At 35.7% G+C, this 25,572-nt stretch carries 22 protein-coding genes and 1 tRNA gene; 16 read left to right on the top strand and 7 right to left on the bottom strand.

From position 1 onward, the window contains the following. Positions 1-38 precede the first annotated feature (38 nt). The 10 genes from nuoE to FQU23_RS04650 all read left to right on the top strand — a co-directional run bounded on the left by nuoE (position 39) and on the right by FQU23_RS04650 (position 10,346). The gene (nuoE, locus tag FQU23_RS04695) at positions 39-569 is read left to right on the top strand and encodes a complex I 24 kDa subunit family protein (RefSeq protein WP_132109860.1); all 531 of its coding nucleotides are present in this window, start codon (positions 39-41) and stop codon (positions 567-569) included. Position 570: 1 nt separating this feature from the next. After that, positions 571-1,938: an NADH-quinone oxidoreductase subunit NuoF gene (nuoF, locus tag FQU23_RS04690; protein ID WP_147672798.1), complete on the top strand. Its 1,368-nt coding sequence runs from the start codon at positions 571-573 to the stop codon at positions 1,936-1,938. An 87-nt stretch (positions 1,939-2,025) separates the two neighbouring features. Continuing rightward, complete coding sequence (locus FQU23_RS04685; protein ID WP_147672797.1) at positions 2,026-3,069, top strand: 2Fe-2S iron-sulfur cluster-binding protein; 1,044 nt, start codon at positions 2,026-2,028, stop codon at positions 3,067-3,069. Between the two features lie 3 nt (positions 3,070-3,072). Continuing rightward, positions 3,073-4,125 (top strand): NADH-quinone oxidoreductase subunit NuoH, encoded by a 1,053-nt coding sequence (gene nuoH, locus FQU23_RS04680; RefSeq protein WP_147672796.1) that lies wholly within the window; start codon positions 3,073-3,075, stop codon positions 4,123-4,125. A gap of 115 nt (positions 4,126-4,240) precedes the next feature. Beyond that, positions 4,241-4,786 (top strand): NuoI/complex I 23 kDa subunit family protein, encoded by a 546-nt coding sequence (locus FQU23_RS04675; RefSeq protein WP_147672795.1) that lies wholly within the window; start codon positions 4,241-4,243, stop codon positions 4,784-4,786. Then, entirely contained in the window at positions 4,786-5,298 is a 513-nt protein-coding gene (locus FQU23_RS04670; protein ID WP_147672794.1) for an NADH-quinone oxidoreductase subunit J, read from the top strand. The genes FQU23_RS04675 and FQU23_RS04670 overlap by 1 nt, the downstream gene beginning before the upstream one ends. A 1-nt stretch (position 5,299) precedes the next feature. Continuing rightward, complete coding sequence (gene nuoK, locus FQU23_RS04665; protein WP_074723985.1) at positions 5,300-5,620, top strand: NADH-quinone oxidoreductase subunit NuoK; 321 nt, start codon at positions 5,300-5,302, stop codon at positions 5,618-5,620. 6 nt (positions 5,621-5,626) lie between these two features. Next, complete coding sequence (gene nuoL / locus FQU23_RS04660) at positions 5,627-7,510, top strand: NADH-quinone oxidoreductase subunit L (RefSeq protein WP_147672793.1); 1,884 nt, start codon at positions 5,627-5,629, stop codon at positions 7,508-7,510. 9 nt (positions 7,511-7,519) lie between these two features. Continuing rightward, positions 7,520-8,962 (top strand): NuoM family protein, encoded by a 1,443-nt coding sequence (locus FQU23_RS04655; protein ID WP_147672792.1) that lies wholly within the window; start codon positions 7,520-7,522, stop codon positions 8,960-8,962. A gap of 13 nt (positions 8,963-8,975) precedes the next feature. Beyond that, on the top strand, positions 8,976-10,346 hold the full coding sequence (locus tag FQU23_RS04650; RefSeq protein WP_147672791.1) for an NADH-quinone oxidoreductase subunit N: 1,371 nt from the start codon (positions 8,976-8,978) through the stop codon (positions 10,344-10,346). Positions 10,347-10,547: 201 nt separating this feature from the next. On the opposite strand, the gene FQU23_RS04645 is transcribed toward FQU23_RS04650, so the two are convergent. After that, complete coding sequence (locus FQU23_RS04645; RefSeq protein ID WP_147672790.1) at positions 10,548-11,171, bottom strand: hypothetical protein; 624 nt, start codon at positions 11,169-11,171, stop codon at positions 10,548-10,550. Between the two features lie 468 nt (positions 11,172-11,639). On the opposite strand from FQU23_RS04645, the gene FQU23_RS04640 reads away from it, so the two are divergent. Both FQU23_RS04640 and FQU23_RS04635 read left to right on the top strand, forming a co-directional pair. Next, entirely contained in the window at positions 11,640-12,356 is a 717-nt protein-coding gene (locus FQU23_RS04640) for a DsbA family protein (RefSeq protein ID WP_147672789.1), read from the top strand. A gap of 11 nt (positions 12,357-12,367) precedes the next feature. Next, on the top strand, positions 12,368-13,354 hold the full coding sequence (locus FQU23_RS04635; protein ID WP_147672788.1) for a Gfo/Idh/MocA family protein: 987 nt from the start codon (positions 12,368-12,370) through the stop codon (positions 13,352-13,354). Between the two features lie 119 nt (positions 13,355-13,473). Here the strand turns inward: FQU23_RS04635 and FQU23_RS04630 are convergent, their stop codons facing one another. The 4 genes from FQU23_RS04630 to FQU23_RS04615 form a co-directional block, all read right to left on the bottom strand. Continuing rightward, positions 13,474-15,138: a sodium/sugar symporter gene (locus FQU23_RS04630; protein ID WP_147672787.1), complete on the bottom strand. Its 1,665-nt coding sequence runs from the start codon at positions 15,136-15,138 to the stop codon at positions 13,474-13,476. 112 nt (positions 15,139-15,250) lie between these two features. Next, on the bottom strand, positions 15,251-16,303 hold the full coding sequence (locus FQU23_RS04625; RefSeq protein WP_147672786.1) for a UDP-glucose--hexose-1-phosphate uridylyltransferase: 1,053 nt from the start codon (positions 16,301-16,303) through the stop codon (positions 15,251-15,253). Between the two features lies 1 nt (position 16,304). Continuing rightward, complete coding sequence (gene galK, locus FQU23_RS04620; protein WP_147672785.1) at positions 16,305-17,474, bottom strand: galactokinase; 1,170 nt, start codon at positions 17,472-17,474, stop codon at positions 16,305-16,307. A gap of 9 nt (positions 17,475-17,483) precedes the next feature. Next, the gene (locus FQU23_RS04615; RefSeq protein ID WP_147672784.1) at positions 17,484-18,509 is read right to left on the bottom strand and encodes an aldose epimerase family protein; all 1,026 of its coding nucleotides are present in this window, start codon (positions 18,507-18,509) and stop codon (positions 17,484-17,486) included. Between the two features lie 127 nt (positions 18,510-18,636). Here FQU23_RS04615 and FQU23_RS04610 point away from each other — a divergent pair, with 127 nt between their 5' ends. Then, entirely contained in the window at positions 18,637-19,635 is a 999-nt protein-coding gene (locus tag FQU23_RS04610) for a GntR family transcriptional regulator (RefSeq protein ID WP_147672783.1), read from the top strand. Positions 19,636-19,675: 40 nt separating this feature from the next. On the opposite strand, the gene FQU23_RS04605 is transcribed toward FQU23_RS04610, so the two are convergent. Continuing rightward, positions 19,676-19,755, bottom strand: a tRNA-Leu gene (locus tag FQU23_RS04605). 290 nt (positions 19,756-20,045) lie between these two features. Between FQU23_RS04605 and FQU23_RS04600 the strand changes: the two genes are divergently transcribed. The 3 genes from FQU23_RS04600 (at position 20,046) to pth (ending at position 22,712) form a co-directional block, all read left to right on the top strand. Beyond that, positions 20,046-20,987: a ribose-phosphate pyrophosphokinase gene (locus FQU23_RS04600; RefSeq protein WP_132109788.1), complete on the top strand. Its 942-nt coding sequence runs from the start codon at positions 20,046-20,048 to the stop codon at positions 20,985-20,987. A gap of 42 nt (positions 20,988-21,029) precedes the next feature. Continuing rightward, positions 21,030-21,644: a 50S ribosomal protein L25/general stress protein Ctc gene (locus FQU23_RS04595; RefSeq protein ID WP_147672782.1), complete on the top strand. Its 615-nt coding sequence runs from the start codon at positions 21,030-21,032 to the stop codon at positions 21,642-21,644. A gap of 393 nt (positions 21,645-22,037) precedes the next feature. Beyond that, a complete protein-coding gene (gene pth / locus FQU23_RS04590; RefSeq protein ID WP_147672781.1) occupies positions 22,038-22,712 on the top strand; it encodes an aminoacyl-tRNA hydrolase in 675 nt (224 codons plus the stop codon). A gap of 52 nt (positions 22,713-22,764) precedes the next feature. On the opposite strand, the gene FQU23_RS04585 is transcribed toward pth, so the two are convergent. Then, positions 22,765-25,422, bottom strand: a complete 2,658-nt coding sequence (locus FQU23_RS04585; RefSeq protein WP_147672780.1) for a reprolysin-like metallopeptidase — start codon at positions 25,420-25,422, stop codon at positions 22,765-22,767. Positions 25,423-25,572: the final 150 nt, after the last annotated feature.

Genomic DNA, 25,572 nt, shown 5'->3' with positions numbered 1-25,572 from the left:
GAAGAATAACGATTTTAGATTTCAGATTTAAAAGAAAGATGGAAAGAACACATTACAAGCAAGAAATAAATATGACCGAAACATTGATGAATCGCATCAATGAACTCATTAGTCATTACCCAGAAGATAAAAGAAAATCAGCTTTATTACCTGTTTTACACGAAGTTCAAGATGCTCACGAGAATTGGTTGAGTATCGAATTAATGGATAAGGTAGCTGAGATCATCCAAATATTACCAATTGAGGTGTATGAGGTTGTTTCTTTTTACTCGATGTACAATCAAAAACCTATTGGAAAATACATGTTTGAGTTTTGTCAAACATCACCATGTTGCCTTAACGGAACGGAAGATCTAATGGACTACACCTGTGAAAAACTAGGTGTGAAAATTGGTGAAACTACCGCAGATGGACTTTTTGAAGTAAAAGGTGTAGAGTGTTTAGGTGCTTGTGGATATGCTCCGATGATGCAGCTTGGCGATTTTTACAAAGAGCATCTTACCAAAGAAAAAATCGATCAGTTAATAACTGATTGTAGAGATGATAAAATAATATTACACGATAAATAAGATGTCAAAAAAAATATTATTAGACAAGATTAACATTCCAGGAATAAAAACCTACGAAGTATATCGCCAGAATGGCGGTTATGCGTCTGTAGAAAAAGCAATGAAATCAATGACTCCAGACGAAGTTGTTGAGCAAGTAAAAACATCAGGACTTCGTGGTCGTGGTGGTGCTGGATTTCCTGCTGGATTAAAATGGAGTTTTATTGATAAAAAATCAGGAAAACCAAGGCATTTAGTTTGTAATGCAGATGAGTCTGAACCGGGAACTTTCAAAGATCGTTACTTGATGGAATTTATTCCTCATTTATTGATCGAAGGAATGATTACTTCAAGTTTTGCTTTGGGTGCTAACCTATCATATATCTACATTCGTGGAGAATACATGTGGGTTTACAAAATCCTAGAAAGAGCTATTGCAGAAGCGAAAGCCGCTGGTTGGTTAGGTAAAAACATATTAGGAACAGGATACGACTTAGAACTTTATGTTCACTGTGGTGCCGGTGCCTACATTTGTGGTGAAGAAACTGCTCTTATTGAATCATTGGAAGGAAAAAGAGGTAATCCTCGTATCAAGCCACCATTCCCTGCAGTTTCAGGTTTATGGGCAAATCCTACAGTAGTTAATAACGTGGAAACTATCGCATCAGTGCCATGGATTGTAAATAATTCTGGTGATGAATATGCAAAAATCGGAATCGGGAGAAGTACTGGAACTAAATTAATTTCGGCTTCAGGACATGTGAAAAATCCTGGTGTTTATGAAATTGAATTGGGACTTAGCGTTTACGAATTCATGAATTCAGATGAATATTTAGGCGGAATGAGTTCTGACCGCCCTTTGAAAGCATTAGTGCCCGGAGGTTCATCAGTGCCAATTTTGCCAGCTGATTTGATTTATAAAACAGCAAATGGTGAAGACCGTTTGATGACTTACGAGTCTTTGAGTGATGGTGGATTTGCAACTGGTTCTATGTTAGGTTCTGGAGGATTCATCGTTTATAACGATACTTCTTGTATCGTACGTAACACTTGGAACTTTGCTCGTTTTTATCATCATGAAAGCTGTGGACAATGTTCACCATGTCGTGAAGGTACAGGCTGGCTAGAGAAAGTTTTATGGCGTATTGAAAATGGTCAAGGACGTGAAGAAGACATCGATTTGCTATGGAGTATTCAAAGTAAAATTGAAGGAAACACAATTTGTCCATTAGGTGACGCAGCTTCATGGCCAGTAGCAGCAGCTATTCGTCACTTTAGAGATGAATTTGAATATCACGTTCGTTTCCCAGAAAAAATAAAAAATAGAAACCATTTTGTTGAAGAACCATTTGCTCAAGTAAAGCACTTAGTAACAAAACAAACAGTTTAAAATAGTTTCAAGTTTCAAGTTTTTTTTTAGTTTCAATTGTAGCAACCTGAAACTTCAAACTTTAAACTAAAAAAACAAAAGTAAGAAATGAAAGTAACAATAGACGGTCAAGCAATTGAAGTAGAACCAGGAACAACCATTCTACAAGCAGCACGTAAGATAGGTGGAGAATCTGTGCCACCAGCGATGTGCTATTATTCTAAATTAGAAGGTAGCGGCGGTAAATGTCGTTGTTGTCTAGTAGAAGTTGCAAAAGGTAGTGATGCAGATCCAAGACCAATGCCAAAATTAATGGCTTCTTGTGTAACAGGATGCATGGACGGTATGGAGATAAACAGCAAATCTTCTGCTAGAGTTAAAGAAGCTAGAGAATCAGTAACTGAGTTTTTACTGATCAATCACCCACTCGACTGTCCAGTTTGTGACCAAGCGGGAGAATGTGATTTACAAGATTTAAGTTTTGAGCACGGAAAAGCTAAAAGTAGATTTATAGAAGAAAAAAGGACATTTGAGCCTGAAGATATAGGCCCAAATATTCAATTGCATATGAATCGTTGTATTCTTTGTTACCGCTGTGTAATGGTTGCTGATCAATTGACAGACAATCGTGTACATGGTGTAATGGACAGAGGAGATCATTCGAACATTTCGACTTGTATTTCTAAAGCGATCGACAATGAGTTTTCAGGAAATATGATTGATGTATGTCCTGTAGGTGCGTTAACTGATAAAACATTTAGATTTAAATCTAGAGTTTGGTTCAACAAACCGTACAATGCACATAGAGACTGTGATAAATGTTCAGGAAAAACAACACTTTGGATGTTTGGTGACGAAATACAAAGAGTTACTGGTCGTAAAGACGTTTATCATGAAGTTGACGAATTCATCTGTAACGGATGTCGTTTTGACCATAAAGACCCTTCTCATTGGGTTATTGAAGGTCCAAGAGCATTTGACAAAGATTCTGTTATCAATCAAAATAATTACACTCAGGAACTGGAAACAGTTGTAATCGAAACCGAAGAAGGAATTCTTAAAGGTAGAGAGCAAGACCGTAAGAAAATAAGCATGCCTGCTATCCCTTTGGATAAAGAAGAAGAGGAAGATTTTAAACATGGTAACATTTAGAAAATGGATAGTAGTATAATTATAGAGAAAAGCGTTATTATTTTAGTTGTGTTTGCAATCACCATGCTTATGGCGATGTATTCCACATTAGCTGAAAGAAAAGTAGCCGCTTGGCTTCAAGATCGTATTGGTCCTAACAGAGCTGGAAAAGGTGGAATATTACAACCCCTTGCTGATGGATTAAAATTATTTTCGAAAGAAGAATTTGAGCCTGATACTCCAAACCGCTTTTTGTTTTTTGCAGGACCTGCTCTTGCAATGACAACAGCCTTAATGACAAGTGCCGTTATCCCTTGGGGTGATAAATTTCACCTTTTTGGGAGAGATATTATCTTACAGGCAACTGACATTGATGTCGCTTTGTTATATCTTATAGGTGTAATGTCAATTGGTGTTTACGGAATCATGATAGGTGGATGGGCTTCCAATAATAAATTCTCATTGATTGGAGCGGTTCGTGCGGCTTCTCAAATGATCTCTTATGAGGTTGCAATGGGACTTTCGTTAATCGCATTATTGATGATGACTGGAACTTTGAGCTTGAGAGAAATCTCAATGCAACAAGCTGGTATGAATTGGAATGTTTTTTACCAACCTTTATCATTCTTCATTTTCTTAATTTGTGCTTTTGCAGAAACGAATAGAACGCCATTTGATTTAGCGGAATGTGAAACGGAATTAGTGGGTGGATACCACACAGAATATTCGTCTATGAAAATGGGATTCTACTTATTTGCTGAATATGCAAATATGTTTATCTCTTCTACAATTCTTGCTGTTTTATTCTTTGGTGGATATAACTATCCAGGAATGAGCTGGGCAGTAGAAAACTGGGGCGTAAACTTGGCTAACGTACTTGGAATTATCGCATTGTTTATCAAAATTTGTGGTTTCATTTTTCTTTACATGTGGGTAAGATGGACTATTCCAAGATTTAGATACGATCAATTGATGCACCTTGGATGGAGAATATTAATACCATTATCAATCCTTAATATTATCATTACAGGAATTGTAATGTTGAGAGCAGAAATAGCAATTTATTTAGGATTTTAAATAGGAGTAAAAAAGGGCTAGCCCTGATAGAAACGAAAATTCTTTCATCCTGAACAAAGTTCAGGATGAAAGATTGAAGAGAATAGCAGGAATAAGCTACTAATAAAATAAAAAAATGTCAATAGAAACCATATCCTTATCTGGAAGAAAAAAAGTAGTCTCTAACAAAGAGATGACTTTTTTGGAAAAAATGTATCTACTTGCGATTATCAAAGGAATGATAATCACGATTAAGCATTTGTTTACGAGAAAAGTTACCATTAAATATCCTGAACAGGTACGTGAGATGAGTCCGATTTACCGTGGCCAGCACCAGTTGAAACGTGACGAGCAAGGCCGTGAAAACTGTACTGCTTGTGGATTATGTGCTTTATCATGTCCTGCAGAAGCGATCACAATGAAAGCTGAAGAACGCAAATCTGACGAAAAACATTTATACAGAGAAGAGAAATACGCTTCGATTTATGAAATCAATATGTTGCGCTGTATATTTTGTGGTTTGTGTGAAGAAGCTTGCCCAAAAGACGCTATCTATTTGACAACTTCAAAAACACTAGTTGAATCCAGCTATGACAGAGAAGATTTTATTTATGGCAAAGACAGATTAGTGATGCCTTTAGATATCGCAATGAAAAACACACAACTTAAAAACGCTAACTAATGTCGACTATCCTTATTATATTTTGCGTTTTGTCAGCTGTAACTATAGCTACGGCCTTCTTAACCATCTATAGCAGAAACCCAATTCATAGTGCTTTATATCTTGTAATTTCTTTTTTCTCAATTGCAGGGCATTATTTGTTGTTGAACTCTCAATTTCTAGCCATAATGCACATCATTGTGTACTCTGGTGCAATTATGATTTTATTTTTATTCACCATCATGTTGATGAATTTAAATAAAGAAAATGAAGTTCACAAACCTAGAATTACTAGACTAGGTGCTATTGTTTCTTTTTGTTTGATAAGCTTGGTTTTAATTGCCATTTTCATAAATTCAAAACCTATCGTTGGCGAATACATTAGCACTGGAGAAGATTACCAATCTATAAAAGTATTAGGTCTAGTACTATTAAACGAGTATATGGTGCCGTTTGAATTTGCCTCTATCTTACTTTTAGTAGCAATGATTGGATCGGTTTTATTGTCTAAAAAAGAAAAAACAGAGAAATAACATGAACAATATTTTAAATGAAATAGGCATCGAAAACTACATTTTCCTTTCTACGATACTTTTTTGTATTGGGGTCTTTGGAGTTTTATACAGACGAAATGCAATTATCGTATTTATGTCTATTGAGATTATGCTGAATGCAGTCAACCTTTTGTTTGTAGCATTTTCTACTTATCACCAAGATGCACAAGGACAAATTTTCGTCTTTTTCTCGATGGCTGTAGCTGCTGCCGAAGTTGCTGTAGGTTTAGCAATTCTAGTTTCCATATTTAGAAATTTAGGCTCAATTGACATCAATAATTTAAAAAACTTAAAAGGATAAATTATAATGAATACGAATTTAGCTTTACTCTTATTATTAGCTCCTTTTTTAGGGTTTTTATTTAATGTTTTCTTCGGCAAAAGTGTTGGAAAAACAGCTTCTGGCACAATTGGAACCCTTACAGTGGCACTTTCATTTGCACTATCAGTTTATTTTTTCCTCGAAATAAATCAAACGCAACAAGCCATCCAAATTCAGTTATTTGATTGGATTCAAATAAGTAACTTCAAAGTAGATTTTGGTTTTCTTTTAGACCAACTTTCGATCTTATGGTTACTTTTTGTAACTGGAATTGGCGCACTGATACATATGTACTCCATCAGCTACATGCATGATGACGAGAACATGAATAAGTATTTTGCTTATTTAAACTTGTTCATTTTCTTCATGATTACTCTTGTAATAGGAAGTAACTTATTAGTCTTATTCATCGGTTGGGAAGGTGTTGGTCTTTGTTCTTATCTTCTTATTGGCTTTTGGCATAAAAACCAAGAATTCAATGACGCAGCTAAGAAAGCATTCATCATGAACCGAATTGGAGATTTAGGTTTATTAATTGGAATCTTCATCATTGGCGCAATGTTTTCTACTTTAGACTATGCAACACTAAAAACAGCTATCGCTGGCGCTACAGATTTAAACATGTATTGGATTTCTGTTGCTGCTTTTGCTCTATTCATTGGAGCTTGTGGAAAATCAGCACAAATACCTTTATACACTTGGTTACCCGATGCGATGGCAGGGCCAACACCAGTTTCGGCATTAATACATGCTGCAACGATGGTAACTGCAGGTATCTTTATGATTACAAGATTAAACTTTGTGTTTGATTTAGCTCCAGATGTTCAAAACATCATTGCTATTGTTGGTGCTATTACTGCATTAGTAGCTGCAACTATTGCTTTAGTTCAAACAGATATTAAAAAAGTACTTGCCTACTCTACCGTTTCTCAATTAGGATTAATGTTTTTAGCATTAGGTTTAGGAGCTTATGAAGTTGCTGTTTTCCACGTTATCACACATGCTTTCTTTAAGGCTTGTTTATTCTTAGGATCTGGATCTGTTATTCACGCTTTACATGGAGAACAAGACATGCGCAGAATGGGTGGATTGAAAAAAGTAATGACAATCACATTTATTACCTTCTTGATCTCTTCATTGGCGATTTCAGGAATCCCTCCTTTTTCAGGGTTTTTCTCGAAAGATGAAATTCTATTAGTGGCATTTGAGCACAACAAAATACTTTGGTTCATTGCTTCCTTAGCATCCTTAATGACGGCTTTCTATATGTTTAGATTGTTATACCTTACTTTCTTCAAAGAATTTAGAGGTACTGCAGAACAAAAAAGCCACTTACATGAAAGTCCTACTTTAATTACGTTTCCTTTAATTGTTTTAGCAATTTTAGCAACCTTAGGTGGATTGATTAGTTTACCAACTAATAGCTGGTTGAACAATTATCTGTCACCTTTATTTACAAAAGTAGCGACAGAGCAACACCATTTTGGAACAACTGAATATGCATTGATGTTTATTGCCGTTATCGGTGGATTAGTTGGAATAGCTATTGCTTATGCAAAATACATCAAGCAAAATCAAGTTCCTGCAGAAGATGCAGAGATTACAGGTTTTACAAAAGTGTTATACGATAAATATTATGTAGATGAAATCTATGACTTTTTATTCGTGAAATCAATTAATGGCTTATCAAGATTCTTTAGAGACTACGTGGAGACTACTTTAACTTCGATGGTTTTTGGATTAGCGAAAGTAACCAACGAAATAGGATTTCAAGGAAAAAAATTACAAAGCGGAAGTATCGGTTTTTACCTTTTTGCTTTTGTTATCGGCATGTGCGCCATTGTAACCTATTTATTTTTAGTTCAATAATTTTATACTATGAATGTATCTATACTGTTAATTATACTTTTTGTTGGAGCCTTTGCAACGTACCTGGCTGGTGACAAACTGGCTTCAAAAGTAGCATTGTTCTTTAGCCTTTCGTCTTTAGGATGTGCAATCGTATTGTTAAACAATTTCAACGCTGGAGAAAACATTAGTTTTATAAGCCAATGGATCAACCAACCTAATATTTCATTTGCTCTACAAGCAGATGGACTATCAATCGCAATGATTCTCTTAACACTGGCATTAGCACCAATTATTATATTTTCTTCTTTTGGAAATGAATATAAAAATGCAAAAGCGTTTTACTCGCTGATTCTTTTTATGGTTTTTGCTATGGCAGGAACATTCTTAGCTTCAGATGGTCTTTTATACTATATCTTTTGGGAATTAGCATTAATACCTATTTATTTCATTGCTTTACTTTGGGGTAATGGCGATGCTGAAGAACGTAAAAAAGCAATGGTGAAATTCTTCATCTATACCTTAGCTGGATCTTTATTTATGCTAGTTGGTTTTGTTTATTTATACCAACAAGCAGGAAGCTTTTTATTAGAAGATCTATACAACTTAAATTTATCAGCAACTGAACAATTATGGATATTCTTGGTATTTTTCTTAGCTTACGCTATTAAAATTCCTTTAATCCCATTCCATACTTGGCAAGCAAATGTTTACCAAAAAGCACCTACAGTAGGAACTATGTTGCTATCAGGAATTATGCTAAAAATGGGATTATACAGCATCATTCGCTGGCAACTGCCTCTTGCTCCACTTGCCGCTGAAGAATACAAATACATCTTCATCAGCTTAGGAATTGCAGGAGTAATCTATGGTTCGATTGTGGCTTTACGCCAAAAAGACTTAAAAAAGTTATTAGCGTACTCTTCATTAGCACACGTTGGATTAATTGCAGCTGGAACCTATTCACTCACAATTGACGGATTACGTGGTGCAGTATTACAAATGATCGCTCACGGTTTTGTGGTAGTTGGATTATTCTTCATCTCTGAAATTATATTTAGAAGATACGAAACCAGAACTATTTCTGAAATGGGCGGAATTCGTACACAAGCACCAAAATTCGCTTCGATGTTCTTGCTTTTAGTATTGGCATCTGTATCGCTACCTACTACTTTCAACTTCGTTGGAGAATTCACAGTATTGTACGGTCTTTCCCAAATTAATATCTGGTTTGCCTTACTAGGTGGAACAACGATCATATTAGGAGCTTATTACATGTTGAAAATGTACCAGCAAGTAATGCTTGGAGAAACGAATACAAAAGCATTTATGGATGTTACTTTTCAAGAAGGATTAGCGTTAGTAATTATCCTAGCGATTTTATTCTTTTTTGGAATGTATCCAAAACCAATTACAGACTTAATCACACCAAGTCTGGAAAATATCATAACTCAAATCAACAGAATTAACTAGTCAAATAAAAAAAATGAATACATTAATAGCTATAATAGGATTAGGTGTTTTATGCCTTTTATTTGAAATTTTCGAATTAAGAAAAGCCATTATTCCAATAACAATTATTGGACTACTTGCCATTCTAGGACTTGATATCTCTGAATTCAATTCACCTGCTGCCTACTACAACAATATGATTATTGTGAGTAAATTTTCTACTGCATTTAGTGGGTTATTTATAATCTTAACAATATTCTTAGTGGCATTAAGCCATAAATTCTATGAGCATCAACAAAGCAAAATCTCCGATTTTATTGCCATAAAAATCTTTTTATTGGCGGGAACTGTTGCCATGGTTTCTTTTGGAAACTTAGCGATGTTCTTTTTAGGAATCGAAGTATTATCTATTGCCCTATACGTATTGGCGGCAAGCAATAGATTGAGTACCAAAAGTAACGAAGCAGGTTTAAAGTATTTCTTGATGGGATCTTTTGCTTCAGGAATTATACTTTTCGGAATCTGTCTGATCTACGGAGCGATGGGAAGTTTTGATGTTATCGAAATTAGTGAATTATCACAATCTGCTGAATTACCAGTTTGGTTTCCTATTGGAATTGTTCTAGTAACGATTGGAATGTTTTTCAAAATTGCTGCAGTACCATTTCATTTCTGGGCTCCAGATGTTTATGAAGGATCTCCTACTTTGACAACTGCTTTAATGAGTACATTGGCTAAAGTAGTAGCAATCGCAACTTTATTTAAATTGCTTACAATCATGAATGCGGATATTTCACCTTCATTGCAAATTGTAATTGTAATTATTTCTATGGCTTCGATGACTGTAGGAAATATTATGGCATTGCGTCAAGTCAATGTAAAAAGAATTTTGGCCTATTCAGGAATATCCCATGCCGGATTTATGATAATGACTTTACTAAGTACAGTAAATACAGCGGGAACATTATTGTATTATACCTCAGCTTATGCATTGGCAGGTATCGCTGCTTTTAGTGTTATTATTTATGTGTGTAAAAACAACGAAAATGAGGATATGGCTAATTTCCACGGATTAGGAAAAACTAACCCCTTATTGGCCGCTATTTTAACAGCTTCTTTATTGTCTATGGCGGGTATTCCAATTTTCGCAGGTTTCTTTGCCAAATTATTTTTATTCAACAACATGCTACAAGCGGGCTTTGTTGCTTTAGTAATAGTAGCAGTTATCAATTCGATTATAAGCGTTGGATACTACTTTAAAATCATCCTGGCGATGTACACTAAGGAGCCTAATGAAGAAAGAACAGGAACTCCTGTAACTATTTATGCCGTTGCCGTAATCGCAATTGTATTGAATATTGCACTAGGTTTATTCCCGTCATTTGTATTGGATTTACTAGCATAATTTTTATATTCAAACTATATAACAAACCATTCGTCGCGGCGAATGGTTTTTTTTGTTTAAAACCCAGCTAAATACATCAAAGTACATCCTGCTAAATCATTTGTCACAAACTAAACTTATAAAAAATACTATAACAATAGAAAATAAAAATCCCGCCGATACGAATACCAGCGGGATCATTCACCAATCATCTTATACAAACTAATTCCTTTTAACAATTCTTACATCGACAGACGCCGCTACTCTATTATCCTGTTTTACAACTCTTGAATCATACGCTCTATAGTCACGGTCATCATAATCATTCTGTTGGTTGTACGCATAACCTCTACGATCATTTACTCTACCAACCACATCCACAATCTGACCACGACGGTTATAAATAATTTCTAAACCACCTACGCGTTCTAAAGCAAAACGATTGTATGTCATTTGTACAGCACCTACTCGTCTAACTCTATCGTTAGAATCGAAGTAAACCGAAACATTTCCAACACGAGTTACATTACCTCTTCTATCGTACTGCACTTTTACGCCGTGCCCATTTTCTCGATAAGTAGAAGCTGCACCATAATTTCTATGACCGTTCCCTCTTTTATTTGCCTTAAAAGCTTTATCACGACCATAAGTACGCGCATTAAAATCAAATTGTCCATCGGCAAAAATGTAGAACTCAATTCCGCCCTCCGTAAAAACAATCGGATCGGCATGTCTAAGATCAACAGCTACTCTTCTCTCTATAGACAAGTTACTTTTCTCTGTTGCATTTGCTACACCACCTCCCATTATGAGGATACTAGCTACTAAAAGGGTAATTTTTTTCATGGTATTATTATTTTGTATTTTGCCTACTCATGAGCTTTTCGGCTTCCGCTATTTCATTGTTACTTGAAATGGGATATTCAACTAGCGTGCCAAAAAATAGTATCCCAAAGATGGCTAATTAGAACCTAAGAACCACTTTTAACATTAATCACCTCATTAACAGAACAATAAATAGTAGATTAATTCGAAACTTAACTTGATTCAAAATCAAATCTTAACTATGTTTTAAGCAAAACTCTTTTTTAGAAATGAGTAATTATTCGGCTTTCGAAAAAAGAGATTGCTTATTATGGCGTGTAAAGAAACGCTCCAACCATCCTTCGTTAGCAGCGCATTCAGTTCATTATCAGAAAAAATTAGCTAATAGAAACCATATCAATTCCCAATAAATCCATAAACGCTACCCTATTACAAAAGCATTTTACTAAATTTGTATATACAAACAATGAATTAAAAAATAATTTCGAAATGGAAAATAAACTCAAAATACAAATCTGGTCGGACATTATGTGTCCTTACTGCTATATAGGAAAAAGAAGAATTGAAGCTGCATTAGCTGAATTTCCTCATGGAGCGAGTGTAGAAATCGAATGGAAAAGCTTCCAGTTAGACGCTAGCTTTGTGGCATCAGCAGACGATAATATGGCCGAACATCTTGCCGAAAAATACCAAAAAGACAAAGAATGGGCACAAGAAATGATGGATAGCATGACTCGAAATGCTAAAAACTCAGGATTGGACTTTCATTTTGAAAAAGCCGTAATGGCCAATTCTTTCAACGCGCATAGGCTATTACACTTCGCAAAAAAACACAATAAATCAAATGAATTAGAAGAATTATTATTCAAAGCGTATTTGACAGACGGTAAAAACATTAACGACCTAACCACTTTACACGAATTAGGAATTCAAGTAGGACTTGATTCGAAAGAAATTGTCACTGTTTTAAATTCTGACACCTACGCAAATGATGTAAAACAGGACATTGAAATGGCGCGAAACATTGGAGTACAAGGAGTACCTTTTTTCGTTTTCGACAATAAATATGCTGTTTCTGGCGCACAACATCAGGAAACATTTATAAAGACATTAGAAAAAGTTTGGGAAGAAGGCGATTTCGATTCAAAAATTACTATATTGAATTCTTCAACAGAAGGCAGCTGTGGCATAGACGGTTGCGACTAAAAAAAAATACAATGTCCGATACAAATAAAGAAACAACTACTGTTCGCTGGGGAATACTAGGTTGCGGTGCTGTCACTGAGAAAAAAAGTGGTCCCGCTTACCAAAAAACAGCGGGGTTTGAAGTAGTAGCGGTCATGAGAAGAGACGGCGATAAAGCAGCCGACTATGCTAAAAGACACGGAATAAAAAAATATTACACGGATGCCGATCAATTAATAAATGATCCCGAAGTAGACGCTATTTACATCGCTACACCACCAGATACTCATAAATTTTACGGACTTAAAGTAGCCGAAGTAGGAAAAATATGCTGCATCGAAAAACCATTGGCTCCAAGTCATGAGGAATGTCTCGCTATAAATGAAGCTTTTAACAAAAAGAATATCCCGCTATTTGTAGCTTATTACCGTCGCTCTTTGCCGCGTTTTAATCAAATTAAAGCTTGGCTTGAAACAAATGGAATCGGTGAAGTAAGACATATAAATTGGCATCTTAGCAAACCTACTTCTGAGCAGGATTTATCAGGTCCTTACAACTGGCGCACAGATGCTACTATCGCATCTGCTGGTTACTTTGATGATTTAGCAAGTCATGGGTTGGATTTATTCAGCTACCTTTTAGGAGATATTAAAAATGCAACTGGAATAAGCCTTAACCAGCAGGGTTTATACACTTCAAATGACGCAACCGCTGCATCCTGGTTTCACGAATCAGGAGTTACGGGAACCGGAAGTTGGAACTTTGGGTGTCAAGCACGAGAAGACAAGGTAACTATTTACGGTAGTCAAGGTAAAATCGAATTTTCTGTATTTGGCGAAGAGCCAATAATCCTTTCAAATGAAGATGGAAATACACAACTCCTTATCGAACATCCAGAAAATATTCAGTACTATCATGCGCAAGCAATACGCGAGCATTTACTAGGCAATAGCACACATCATTCGACTGGAAAATCAGCTACTCACACCAGCTGGGTAATGGACCGAATTACCAAGTAACAAGCACAAAAAAAACAGCTCAAATAATTGAGCTGTTTTTTTTTAACTACAAAACCTATGTTTCTAATGTTCTTTTATTCGAATTAAATATTGCAAATCAATACAACATTTACTACTTTTTATTTCCAAAATATTGCGTACAACACCACTAAAATAATCATTATAGCAAAGGCACTCACATTAAATAGTGGACTTGTTTTAAACAATTCTTTCGTTAAAGGAATTCCTTTAGCATCATCATTTCCTTTATTCTGAGTTAAACTGATTATCACGATTAGAATCATAGTTATAACCGCTGTATATCCCATTTGGTCCATCCAAGGTAGCGTTGGAAAGAAAGACTCCATTCCGCTTCCTGCTGCCCAGGATTTTGGTCCCACCTTAAAGAACATCGCGATAGGAATAGAAAACAAAGCTCCCCATATTGCTGCTTTGTTCGTTGTTTTTTTCCAGAATAATCCTAGAATAAAGACCGCCAAAATACCCGGACTCACGATCCCAGTATATTCTTGTATAAATTGGAATGCTTGATCAATCCCTCCCAAAAGCGGAGCCATTATCACAGCAATCACTAATGCCATACCTGCAGAAAGACGACCTACATTAACGGTTGTTCTATCGTTAGCCTCTTTATTAATATATTGCTTATAAATATCCATCGTGAAAATGGTAGATGTCGAGTTCAACATTGAAGCCAAAGAAGATACAATTGCAGCAGCCAAAGCGGCAAACGCTAAACCTTTAAGACCTGTTGGTAAAAAATGCAACAACCAAGGATACGCTCTATCTGCAGTACCTACTCCAGGTAAGTTCTCCATTGCTGAAGCTCCTAGTCGAGCCATAATTACTGGATCATTTACAATTACATAGGCTGCAATTCCAGGTACCACAACAATAAATGGAATAATTAATTTTAAAAATCCAGCCAATAAAATTCCTTTTTGAGCTTCACGCAATGATTTTGCAGCCAAAGTTCTTTGAATGATATATTGGTTGAAACCCCAATAATAGATATTTGCTATCCAAAGCCCACCTACTAATACCCCAATTCCAGGAAGATTCATGTATTCTGGATTTGCTTCATCTAAGATCATTACAAAACGATCTGGAGCAGCCTCGTAAATTGTCGTTAAACCTTGCCACATTCCTGCTCCGTTAGAAACGGTGTTTAAGGCTAAATAGGTTGTTACCAGTCCACCAAGAACAAGAAAAACAACTTGTATTACGTCTGTCCAAGCCACAGCCGAAAGTCCGCCGTACAATGAATAGGCAGCCGAAAAAAGCGCCAATCCTATAATGGCATACATCATGTCCACTCCTAAAATTGTTTCAATTGCTAAACCTCCTAGATATAAAACCGTAGTAAGATTAACAAAAACATATAATGCAATCCAGAAAACGGCTAAAATTGTTTTTAGGTTAGTTGAAAATCGCTTTTCAACAAATTCAGGAATAGTATAAATCCCTTTTTCGATAAAAATAGGTAAAAAGTACTTTCCTACTATTATAAGAGTAAAAGCAGCCATCCATTCATAAGAGGCAATCGCTAAACCCAAAGCAAAACCAGAACCAGACATTCCGATGAATTGCTCAGCCGAAATATTAGCAGCAATTAATGAAGAACCAATTGCCCACCATGGTAATGATTTACTGGCAAGGAAATAATCCTCTGCATTCTTCTGTTGTCCGTCTTTTTCACGAGACACCCATAATCCAACACCTAAGATTAACACTGCATAAGCACTGAAAACCAAGTAATCAATAAACCCAAATTCTGTTGCCATACTATCTACTGTTTCTAATTATAAAATTTTATTTTAATTTTAAGGCCCTAATATACTTATTTTCGACAATCGTTAACTAATAAAAACCAATCGCCATTCCTACCCTTCCAGCTTAAGCCTTTTGTTTGTAATGAACATCCGATAAATTTCTCAACATCTCTGCACTTTTCTCAGGAGTAATATCTCTTTGTGATTCTCCCATCATTTCATAACCTACCATAAATTTTTTTACGGTAGCTGAACGCAACAATGGCGGGTAAAAATGCATGTGAAACTGCCATTCTGGATGCGCTTCTCCATCAGTAGGTGCTTGATGGATTCCTGACGAATAAGGAAACGAAGTCTCAAAAAGATTATCGTATTTTATGGTCAATTGTTTCAAAATAGTAGCAAAAGCAGTGCTCTCCGCTGGAGTAAAATCAGTTATTTTAGTTACGTGGCGTTTTCCAATAATCATAGTTTCGAATGGCCAAATTGCCCAAAAAGGAACTAAGGCCACAAAATGATCATTTTCTACAACAATACGCTCTTTCAGTTTTAACTCTTCCTGCAAATAATCTAGTAAAAGAGTACTACCGTGCTTGTTAAAATAAGTTTTCAAATTATTTTGAGTCTTTTCCACTTCCGTAGGTAAAGAAGATTGAGCCCATATTTGCCCGTGAGGATGCGGATTACTGCAACCCATCACACTTCCTTTATTTTCGAAAATTTGAACGTGATTAATATAATCTACACTACCTAAATTAGTATATTCTTTTTGCCAAGTACTTATGATATCTTCAATAGCATTCACGCTCATTTCCGGTAAAGTCAAGTTGTGTTTTGGCGAAAAGCAAACCACTCTAGAAATTCCTCTTTCGGGTTGTGCTCTAAAAAAACTTTCCTCTTTATTTCCTTCAAAAGCGATTTCTTCTTGTTTTAAAGCAGCAAAATCATTTTCGAATACAAAACTGTTTTCATACGCTGGGTTTTCCATCCCATTTGCGCGAACATTCCCTGGACATAAATAACAACTTGTGTCATACTCAGGTAACGAATTTGATGAAACCGTTTCGTTTTGACCTTGCCAAGGTCTTTTAGCACGATGTGGAGAAACCAAAACCCATTCGTTGATTAACGGATTATAACGTCTGTGCGGATCTTCGTTAATATCGAAATTTTTCATTTTAATTGTACTTATAAATTGATGTTCCGTTTCCTATTTTGACATCATATATTTTTAATTCAATCCCAAAAGCATCAAAGTAACGTTTTGCAAATTGTGCTTTGATTGCCTCTTCATTTCCTTTTTTAACTAAATTTATAGTGCAACCACCAAAACCACCTCCCATTAATCTAGCGCCAATAACCGCTTCTTCTTTCTTAGCTAAATCGACTAATAAGTCTAATTCATCACAGCTCACTTCATAATCCTTAGATAATCCGTCATGCGTTTCAAACATTAACTGGCCTAATAATTCAATATTCCCATTATCTAAAGCCTCACAAGCCAGAATTACGCGATTGATTTCCTTCACTACATAAAGAGAACGTTTAAAGACATCAGCGCTCATTTTATCTTTTAAGTCTATGATGTTTTGTGGCGTACAATCTCTAAAACTGCTTATCTCTGGAAAATTACTTTTTACAATGGCAATTCCTTCCTCACATTGTTGTCGCCTTTCGTTATAAGCTGACGTCATCAAGGAGTGTTTTACATTCGAATCAAATAAAATCAAGGAATAATCACTAAAATTAGCGTCGTGATAGGTGTATTCTAATGTTCTACAATCAATTTTTATGACTTTATTTTCTAAACCCATCACGCTAGAAAACTGATCCATAATTCCGCAGTTGATTCCTACCCAATGTTCGGCTTTTTGACCCATTAAAGCGATGTCAACTGGTTTGATATTTAAATTAAACAACGCATTCATTCCAAATAAAAATCCGCACTCTAATGCTGCCGATGAAGACAGACCAGAACCTACTGGAATGGAACTACTAAAAACACAGTTCACGCCTTCAAACTGAAAGCCGTTGTTTTTTAATTGCTGAATAACTCCTCTAATATAATTTGTCCAAACCTTATCGTCGTGTTGAACTTCGGCCGAAAGATCTATTTCAAAAGTATCATCAAGATCTATTGCAACTATTTTTGAGGTATTTGAATTGTTTTTTTCGAAAGCAAAACATATAATCTTATCGATTGCCGCTGGCAACACAAAACCGTCGTTGTAGTCGATATGCTCTCCAATAATATTTATTCTACCCGGAGAAAGAACCACTTGACTTGGCTGTGAACCAAAGGTTTCTTGAAAATATTTCGTGGTATTTTGTATTAAAATGTCATTCATTACGTAGACTTAAAAAGTTTCAAATTTGTAGATCGTTTTCTGTTGGTAAACTTCCCCTTTTTTCAATAATGCAGTTGGGAAATTCTTATGATTGGGAGCGTCAGGAAAATTTTGAGTTTCGAAACAAATGCCACTTAACGCATGATAATTTGTATTTTCTTTTCCTTTGAGAACATTTCCACAATCTCCACCAACATAAATATGAACACCCGGCTGATCTGTAAACACGGACATTTTTAAATTATTTTTTTTGCTGTAAAGCGTCGCTGCAAATTCTTCTTTTGATTCTAAAACAAACGTATTATCAATTTTTACAGGACATTTTTTGGGGCTACTAAAATCAAATGAGCCATTTGACACATCTAAGATAGTTCCTGTAGGGATATTATCTGCTTTCAGCTCTACTATTTTTTGAGAATTTACCGTTAACTCCTGTTCAGATACAGCATGTTGATGACCATCAAGATTAAAATAACCATGATGCGTTAAATTAATGATTGTATCTTCAGTAGCAGTTGCTTTGTATTCGATAATTACCTCATTTTCTTCAGACAAGGTATATTTTAGCTCCACTGATAAATCTCCTGGAAAATGCTCCTCATTGTCTGGGCTAAACAATTTTAGTTTTATAAACGGATTATTAGCTTCGTTTACTTCTTCGATTTCCCAAACTTTTTGACTAAAATTATGGATTCCGCCATGAAGCGTGTTTTGCTCATTATTTATATTTAACTGAATTTCTTTCCCATTTAATGTAAATTTACCTTTGTTAATTCTTCCAGCAAACCTTCCTACGGTTGATCCATAATAAGGTGCACCGGGCAGGCTAAATGATGCTACATAGTCTTTTAAGGTATCAAAACCCAAAACCACATCTGCAATTTGACCATTCTCTAAAGGAATTTTTAATGAGGAAACTGTAGCGCCGTAGTTAATTATCGACAAACACATTCCCTTTTTATTCGTTAATTCACAAGAATGAGCAACATCTTCGTTAGGCAATAAACCAAACAATTTTATTATAGAATTAGACATAAAATGCGATATATGTTTTGTTTTTGAACTTTACTTATTGAATAGTAATGTTCAAAAGTAAAATAATTGTTGCCTTTTACATACCTGTACCTACCGGTTTTTTGTATATTGCGCAAAATTTAAGCATATGAAACCTATCTTAATTAAAAATAACGTTGGAATCCCAAAATACAAGCAGATCATCTCTTCTATTGAAAAAACAATTAAAGATGGTCATCTAAAAAAAGACGAAAAATTACCTTCGATCAATAAAGTATGTCTGGAGTTTGGTTTATCACGAGATACGGTTTTACAGGCTTATGATGAATTAAAAAAGAGAGGGATTATTTATGCCATTCTTGGAAAAGGCTATTACATAAAAAGCACTCAAGTAAGTATTAAGCAAAGAATCTTTTTACTTTTTGATGAGCTGAACAGTTTCAAGGAAGATCTTTACAGTTCGTTTCTAGAAAATATTGGCGACAACGTTCAGGTGGATATCTTCTTCCATCACTTTAATGTAAAGGTTTTTAAAAAATTAATAACCGATAACAATGGCAACTACACGAAATACATAATAATGCCCACCTACCTTACGGAGGCAGCTTCCATTATAAAAACCCTACCAGTTGAAGACGTTTACATTTTAGATCAAACAAATGAAGAATTAAAATCATATCCTGCAGTCTATCAAAATCACCGCAAAGACATTTATGACGCTCTAATTAAAGGAAAGTCTAAGTTGAACAAATACAAGAAATTAGTAATGATTTTCCCAGGTTTCAGAGAGCCAGTGGGTATGAAAGAAGGTTTTAAAAAATATTGTGAAGAATTTTCAATTGATCATGAGGTTATAACAAAATTCACTAATAGAAATATCACCTTAGGAGAAGTCTATATCATACCAGATGATCGCGATCTAGTACGTGTGATTGAAGCTTCTAAACTTCAAAATCTAGAGTTAGGAACTGATTATGGAATTGTATCTTACAATGACACTCCGCTTAAAAAGGTAGTAGGGAATGGGATTACCACCATTTCGACTAATTTTGACGCCATGGGAAGAATACTGGCCCAAATGATTTTAAAAAATAAGGAAGAACAAATAGAAAACAAATGCGCATTAATACTACGCAATTCACTTTAGTATAAAACCAAAAAAACCTCTTCTTTCGAAGAGGTTTTTGTACCCGGAGCCGGAGTCGAACCGGCACGGTTTCCCACAGGTGTTTGAGACCAGCGCGTCTACCAATTCCGCCATCCGGGCTTAGCAGACATGAAATAACAGCAATTATTTCAACGCAATAAAAGAGGTGATTGTAATTAAACCAACCATCGATTCCTTTAACACGGTGCAAATGTAAAAAATAATATTAAAAGTTCTACTAAAAATACTTAAAATTTTCCTTTCAGAGTTGAATAAATTTCATAAATTTGCACCTCGATAAAACGGAACACACTAACTAACTACAAACGAGGCGAATACATAAACAAAGCGATTGTCACAAGACATTGCCCAACAATATGGAAAGCAGCGGAACAAAAACAACAAATTAAATGTCACACCTAGAACCAGAAGCTAAAATTTTTGCTTGTTCACAAAGTGTCTATCTAGCTGAAAAAATCTCGGCAGAATACGGAATTCCGTTAGGTAAAGTAACCATGTCGAAATACAGCGACGGGGAATTTCAACCTTCTTACGAAGAGTCTATTAGAGGACTTCGCGTATTTATTGTTTGCTCTACTTTTCCAAATTCAGATAATCTGATGGAATTGTTACTTATGATTGATGCTGCAAAACGTGCTTCTGCAAGACATATTACAGCTGTGATACCTTACTTCGGTTGGGCAAGACAGGATAGAAAAGACAAACCTAGAGTTCCGATAGGAGCAAAACTAACAGCAAAGTTGTTAGAAACTGCCGGAGCAACTAGAGTAATGACAATGGATCTACATGCAGATCAAATTCAAGGGTTCTTTGAAAAACCAGTGGATCACCTTTTTGCCTCAACTATCTTTTTACCTTATGTAAAAAGCTTAGGATTAGACAATTTAACGATCGCTTCTCCAGATATGGGAGGTTCAAAAAGAGCGTATGCTTATTCTAAATTCTTAGAATCTGATGTAGTTATTTGTTACAAACAAAGAAAAGCTGCTAATGTTATTGGCACCATGGAATTGATTGGTGAAGTGAAAGGTAAAAATGTAATCTTAGTAGATGACATGATCGATACCGGAGGAACTTTGGCGAAAGCCGCTGATTTAATGATGGAAAAAGGAGCAATTAGCGTAAGAGCAATTTGTACTCACGCCATCTTATCAGGTGATGCCTACGAAAAAATAGAAAATTCTCAATTATTAGAATTGATCGTTACTGATTCTATTCCTTTAAAGAAAGAATCAAAAAAAATAAGAGTGTTGAGTTGTGCGCCACTTTTTGCCGAAGTTATGCACATGGTACATCATAACAACTCCATCAGTGGGAAGTTTATCATGTAATCACAAACAATTAGAATATTTAATAACTATATAATTTTTACAATGAAATCGATTACAATTAAAGGATCAGAAAGAGAAAGCGTGGGAAAAGTTGCGACTAAAGCCTTACGTAATGCTGGAGCGGTTCCTTGCGTGTTATACGGAGGAGATCAACCAGTACATTTTTCAGCAGAAGAAAAAGCATTCAAAAGCTTGGTTTACACTCCAAACGCTCACACAGTTGTGATTGAATTAGAAGGTGGAAAATCATTCAATGCAATTCTACAAGACATTCAGGTTCACCCGGTGTCTGACAAAATTTTACATATTGACTTCTTTCAACTTTATGATGACAAAGAAATCACTATGGAAGTTCCAGTGAAAATCGTAGGTACATCTAAAGGTGTTCTTGCAGGTGGTGTTTTACGTTTAAACACTCGTAAATTGAAAGTAAAAGCTTTACCAAAAAATCTTCCTGATTTTATTGAAGCTGACATTACTCCACTTATGATGGGGAACAAATTGTACGTTACGAAACTTGTTTCTGACAAATACAAATTGATCCACCAAGACAACACTGTTGTTGCTCAAGTAAGAATCTCTCGTGCAGCTATGAAAGCAGCTCAAGAAGCAGCGAAAGCAGCAAAAGGAGCTCCTGCAAAAGGAAAGAAAAAATAATATTTTTTCACTCATATTTAAAAGCATCAGTTGTAAAACTGGTGCTTTTTTTATTTAATCTGAACTCGTTTCAGATTCTCACACTCGGTTAATCGCCCTCATAAGCTTTCGGGATTATCTCAGCTACTCAACTTCATCCCTACTTTCCCGTTTTTAATTTTTAAGGAGCACAAACACCTGTTTTTCTCACAGGAACTGTCCCGCTATCCGTTTCAATCTTTTATCCCGAACTTATTTCAGGATCTTGAAACAAGTTCAGGATAAAAGGATTTTTACTTCTATCGGGGCTATTTAACAGCGTTTCTTCACCCTTAGAAAATCCCCAGACCCTGCTCCACTAAATTATCTAAATATCTCATTGACTAATTATGTAATTAAGTTTACTTTTGCAGCATGCTAAAATGGATATCAGATATATTTACATCAAAACAAAAAGAAGTCAACACCGATTGTATGAAACCGGAGGTTCACGAACACCAAAAAAACAATATGAAAAGCGTGAGTAATAAATTTTTAATTGTAGGACTAGGAAACATAGGTGCTGAATATGTCAATACACGCCATAACATAGGCTTTAAAATACTCGATAATTTTGCCAAAAAAGAACAACTATCCTTTCAAACTGTGAAATTAGGCGCTCTGGCAGAGTACAAATTTAAAGGAAGAACCTTTTTTCTTCTAAAGCCAAACACCTACATGAACTTAAGTGGAAAAGCCGTACAATACTGGATGGACAAAGAAAACATTCCGCTAGAAAACCTCTTCGTGATTACTGATGATTTGAATCTGTCTTTTGGAACGATTCGCATCAAACCAAAAGGAAGCGACGGTGGCCATAATGGTTTAAAAAACATCAATCTAGTTCTAAATAACAATCAATATACCCGTTTCCGTTTTGGAATCAGTGATGAGTTTAAAAAAGGAAAACAAGTGGATTATGTTCTTGGAGACTGGGATGAAGCCGAGAAAACCGCACTTCCAGAACGATTAGAAGTAGCCTCCGAAATCATAAAGTCATTTGGAACTGCAGGACTGGAAAATACCATGACAACATTTAATGGAAAATAAAAAAGGGAAACGTGATAATACGTTTCCCTTTTTCATTTTCAATCAGTAAAGCTTATTCAACCACAATTTTTTTAACTTCTTTTCTATCACCGTCAATCACCGTCACTAAATAAACACCCATTTGCAGCTGTGGCAATTGAATATTTTTATTAAAATCTCCGTTATTTTCATACTCTTTATCAAATAATTTTCTGCCTAACAAATCATGAACCAAGACTTTTACTATCGTTTCGGTCTGACTTGTAAATTGAATATTAAAATTCCCCTTGCTTGGATTGGGATACAGTACAAAGTCAACATTCTTAAAATCTTCTGTGCCTAAAGTGTATTCTTTTGTACAAATAGCAATAGACGCAGAATTTAAAGTTCCAGAATCCCCCACATAAGCATCCCGAATTCTAAAAATCCAAGTCCCAGTTGGATCCTCTCCATTAAAAGACGCTAAGGGCTGAAAAGGAGCTACAGTTTGCACAGTAGTTGCAGCACAATCAAGATTGCCTCCCAAATCATCGTATTTCAATTGCAAAGTACTACTTCTACTGGCACAGCTTCTATCAAATAATTTCACCGTAGTTCCCAGCGGACTTATAACTTCCATTTCGACATCAGATAAATAAGTGTGAGTAAAACTCACATTAAAATCTACATCCGCAACGGAACCAGTTGTAAAAGGTACAGTAATAGTTCGTGTGGTATAAGCCGCTTGCTCGGCTATAGCAAATGGAGCCCCAATGGTGTAGGTATTACATGCTGAGTTTACTGAATATCCTATTGCAAAAGCTGCACTGTTTACTGCATAATAAATATTAGCCACGGGCTCTATTAAAATCCTGCAGTTTTTTGCAGCAATATTTGGAACAGTAATCAATTGAGCGCCATCATTCGGAGTATTTTCCGCTAGCAGAGTTGGAAACGTCAAGCCACCATCAGTAGAAAGTTTTATATTCACATTTCCAGAACCCACAAGCGCATTAGTCCCATTCACAGACCAAGTAATGGTTTGAGCGGATCCCCGTGTCCAACTTATATTGTCAGTATTTTGTGAAGTAACAGCAAAAGGCCCTACAGTTCCACTAACATTCACAATCATTCCATCTGAATTTGTCTGAGCAGATCCTTGACCAGCGTTATCCCTAGCTGTCAGAACAAAATTGAGTGCTCGAGCCACAGTTGATACAGATTCCCACTTACTTGTCAATTTATTCGAGAGTACATTACTGTACATTGGCATATATCTTATAGGACTAGCGCTAGGAGATAAAGACCTAAACAAAGGCCCATCAAGTTTTGTAGGAACAGCTATACTATTGTCTCCACTAGCGGTAATCGCTGCATCATTTTGCTCCCAAGTATAACTAAGTACATTACCCTCAGGATCTGTACCGGTACCTTTTAATATAAAAGCCGTTCCTTTAGGAATAGTATAATCTAGACCGGCATCTATTACTGGTGGGTTGTTAGTAATAGCAGTACTTACAGGGCAGTTTTTAGTGGCAAGATTATTTTGAATTTGTAAAATACTGGCATAAGCGAAATAATCATCCGATTTCTCTTGAACATCATAATCAGCTGTAATTCCTGCATAACCCATAATTGTCGATCCACTACCGGGCTCAACATTGACACCTGTACCTTCCAGTTCATAAGAAAATGTATGATTAGCACCCAACTGATGTCCCATTTCATGCGCTACAAAGTCAATATCAAAATCATCTCCTTGTGGAATCGCATTTCCAGGTGAAGTATAGGCTCTTCCTTTTCCAGTTCCGCATACACAACCGATACAACCAGCGTTTCCACCACCCCCACTTGCACCAAATAAATGACCAATATCGTAATTAGTGTCACCAATCACATTTGTTAAAGTAGTTTGAAGCTCATCACTCCATTCCCCATCTACTCCAATTACAGCATCAGAATAAGGATCAGTAGTCGCATTAGTAAATATGACAAGGTCGTTATTAACAATGATTACAAGTCTCAAAGCCAAATCCTTATTAAATATACCGTTCACTCTAGTCATGGTAGCGTTGATCGCCGCGAGGGCTTTGGGCTTTGTTCCGCCATGAAAAGTTGTATATTCAGCTGTGCAAGACAAAGCCAATCGCAAGGTTTTAAAAACTTTATTGTTAGCCGCTGTCTTAGCCGTCTTATTTAGCAATTGTTTATTTAGAGCCAAATCATCCGTTTTGCAGACAAATGGCAAACTTCCTCGCTCTCTGTCTTTCGAAGAAAAAAGAACATATAAAGATGGGGTTTCTTGATAAGATTCAATAAATTCTGAACCGCTACCGGCTCGTAAAATCATCGTTTGTATTCCTTTTGGCGAAAAACTAAAACTAAGCGTAGCTTTAGGATCTGTTATTCCTACTCCCGCATATGCTCTAATTTCAGGATACACAGCTTGCAGTTCTGGCGCGAAATTTGAAGATTCCCAAACCAAAAACTTTTCAAACACTCCATTTAAATTTGGAATTGTAATCTCTACTCCTTTGTTTTTTGAAGTAGTATTCTGACTCGAAAGCAAGGCTTTTTTTAATACTTCTTCATCCAGTTGGAATACTAACGGTTTTCCCAAAGTGGATTTACCAGTGTTTCTCGCACTATTTGATGTCTGGGGCTGTTCTATCTTTTTCCAAAGCGCGTCATTTTGAGCATGCATTGGTAAATACCATATGATAACTAGCAGAAATAAAACACTTTTTTTCATGGATTCAGCGTATTACATCCTCAAAAATAAAGTATTTAAATCTAAAATTTGAATAAATACTTTAATTTAAGAATTTCACTCAAAATCGATTCTATTTACTATCACATTTGAATTAGATAGTATAAATTTGCAAAATCATAAAACAATTCC

It is taken from the genome of Flavobacterium sp. XN-5, assembly GCF_008033395.2.
Classification (GTDB): Bacteria; Bacteroidota; Bacteroidia; order Flavobacteriales; family Flavobacteriaceae; genus Flavobacterium; species Flavobacterium hiemivividum.
This window is presented reverse-complemented; position numbering and strand designations above follow the sequence as displayed.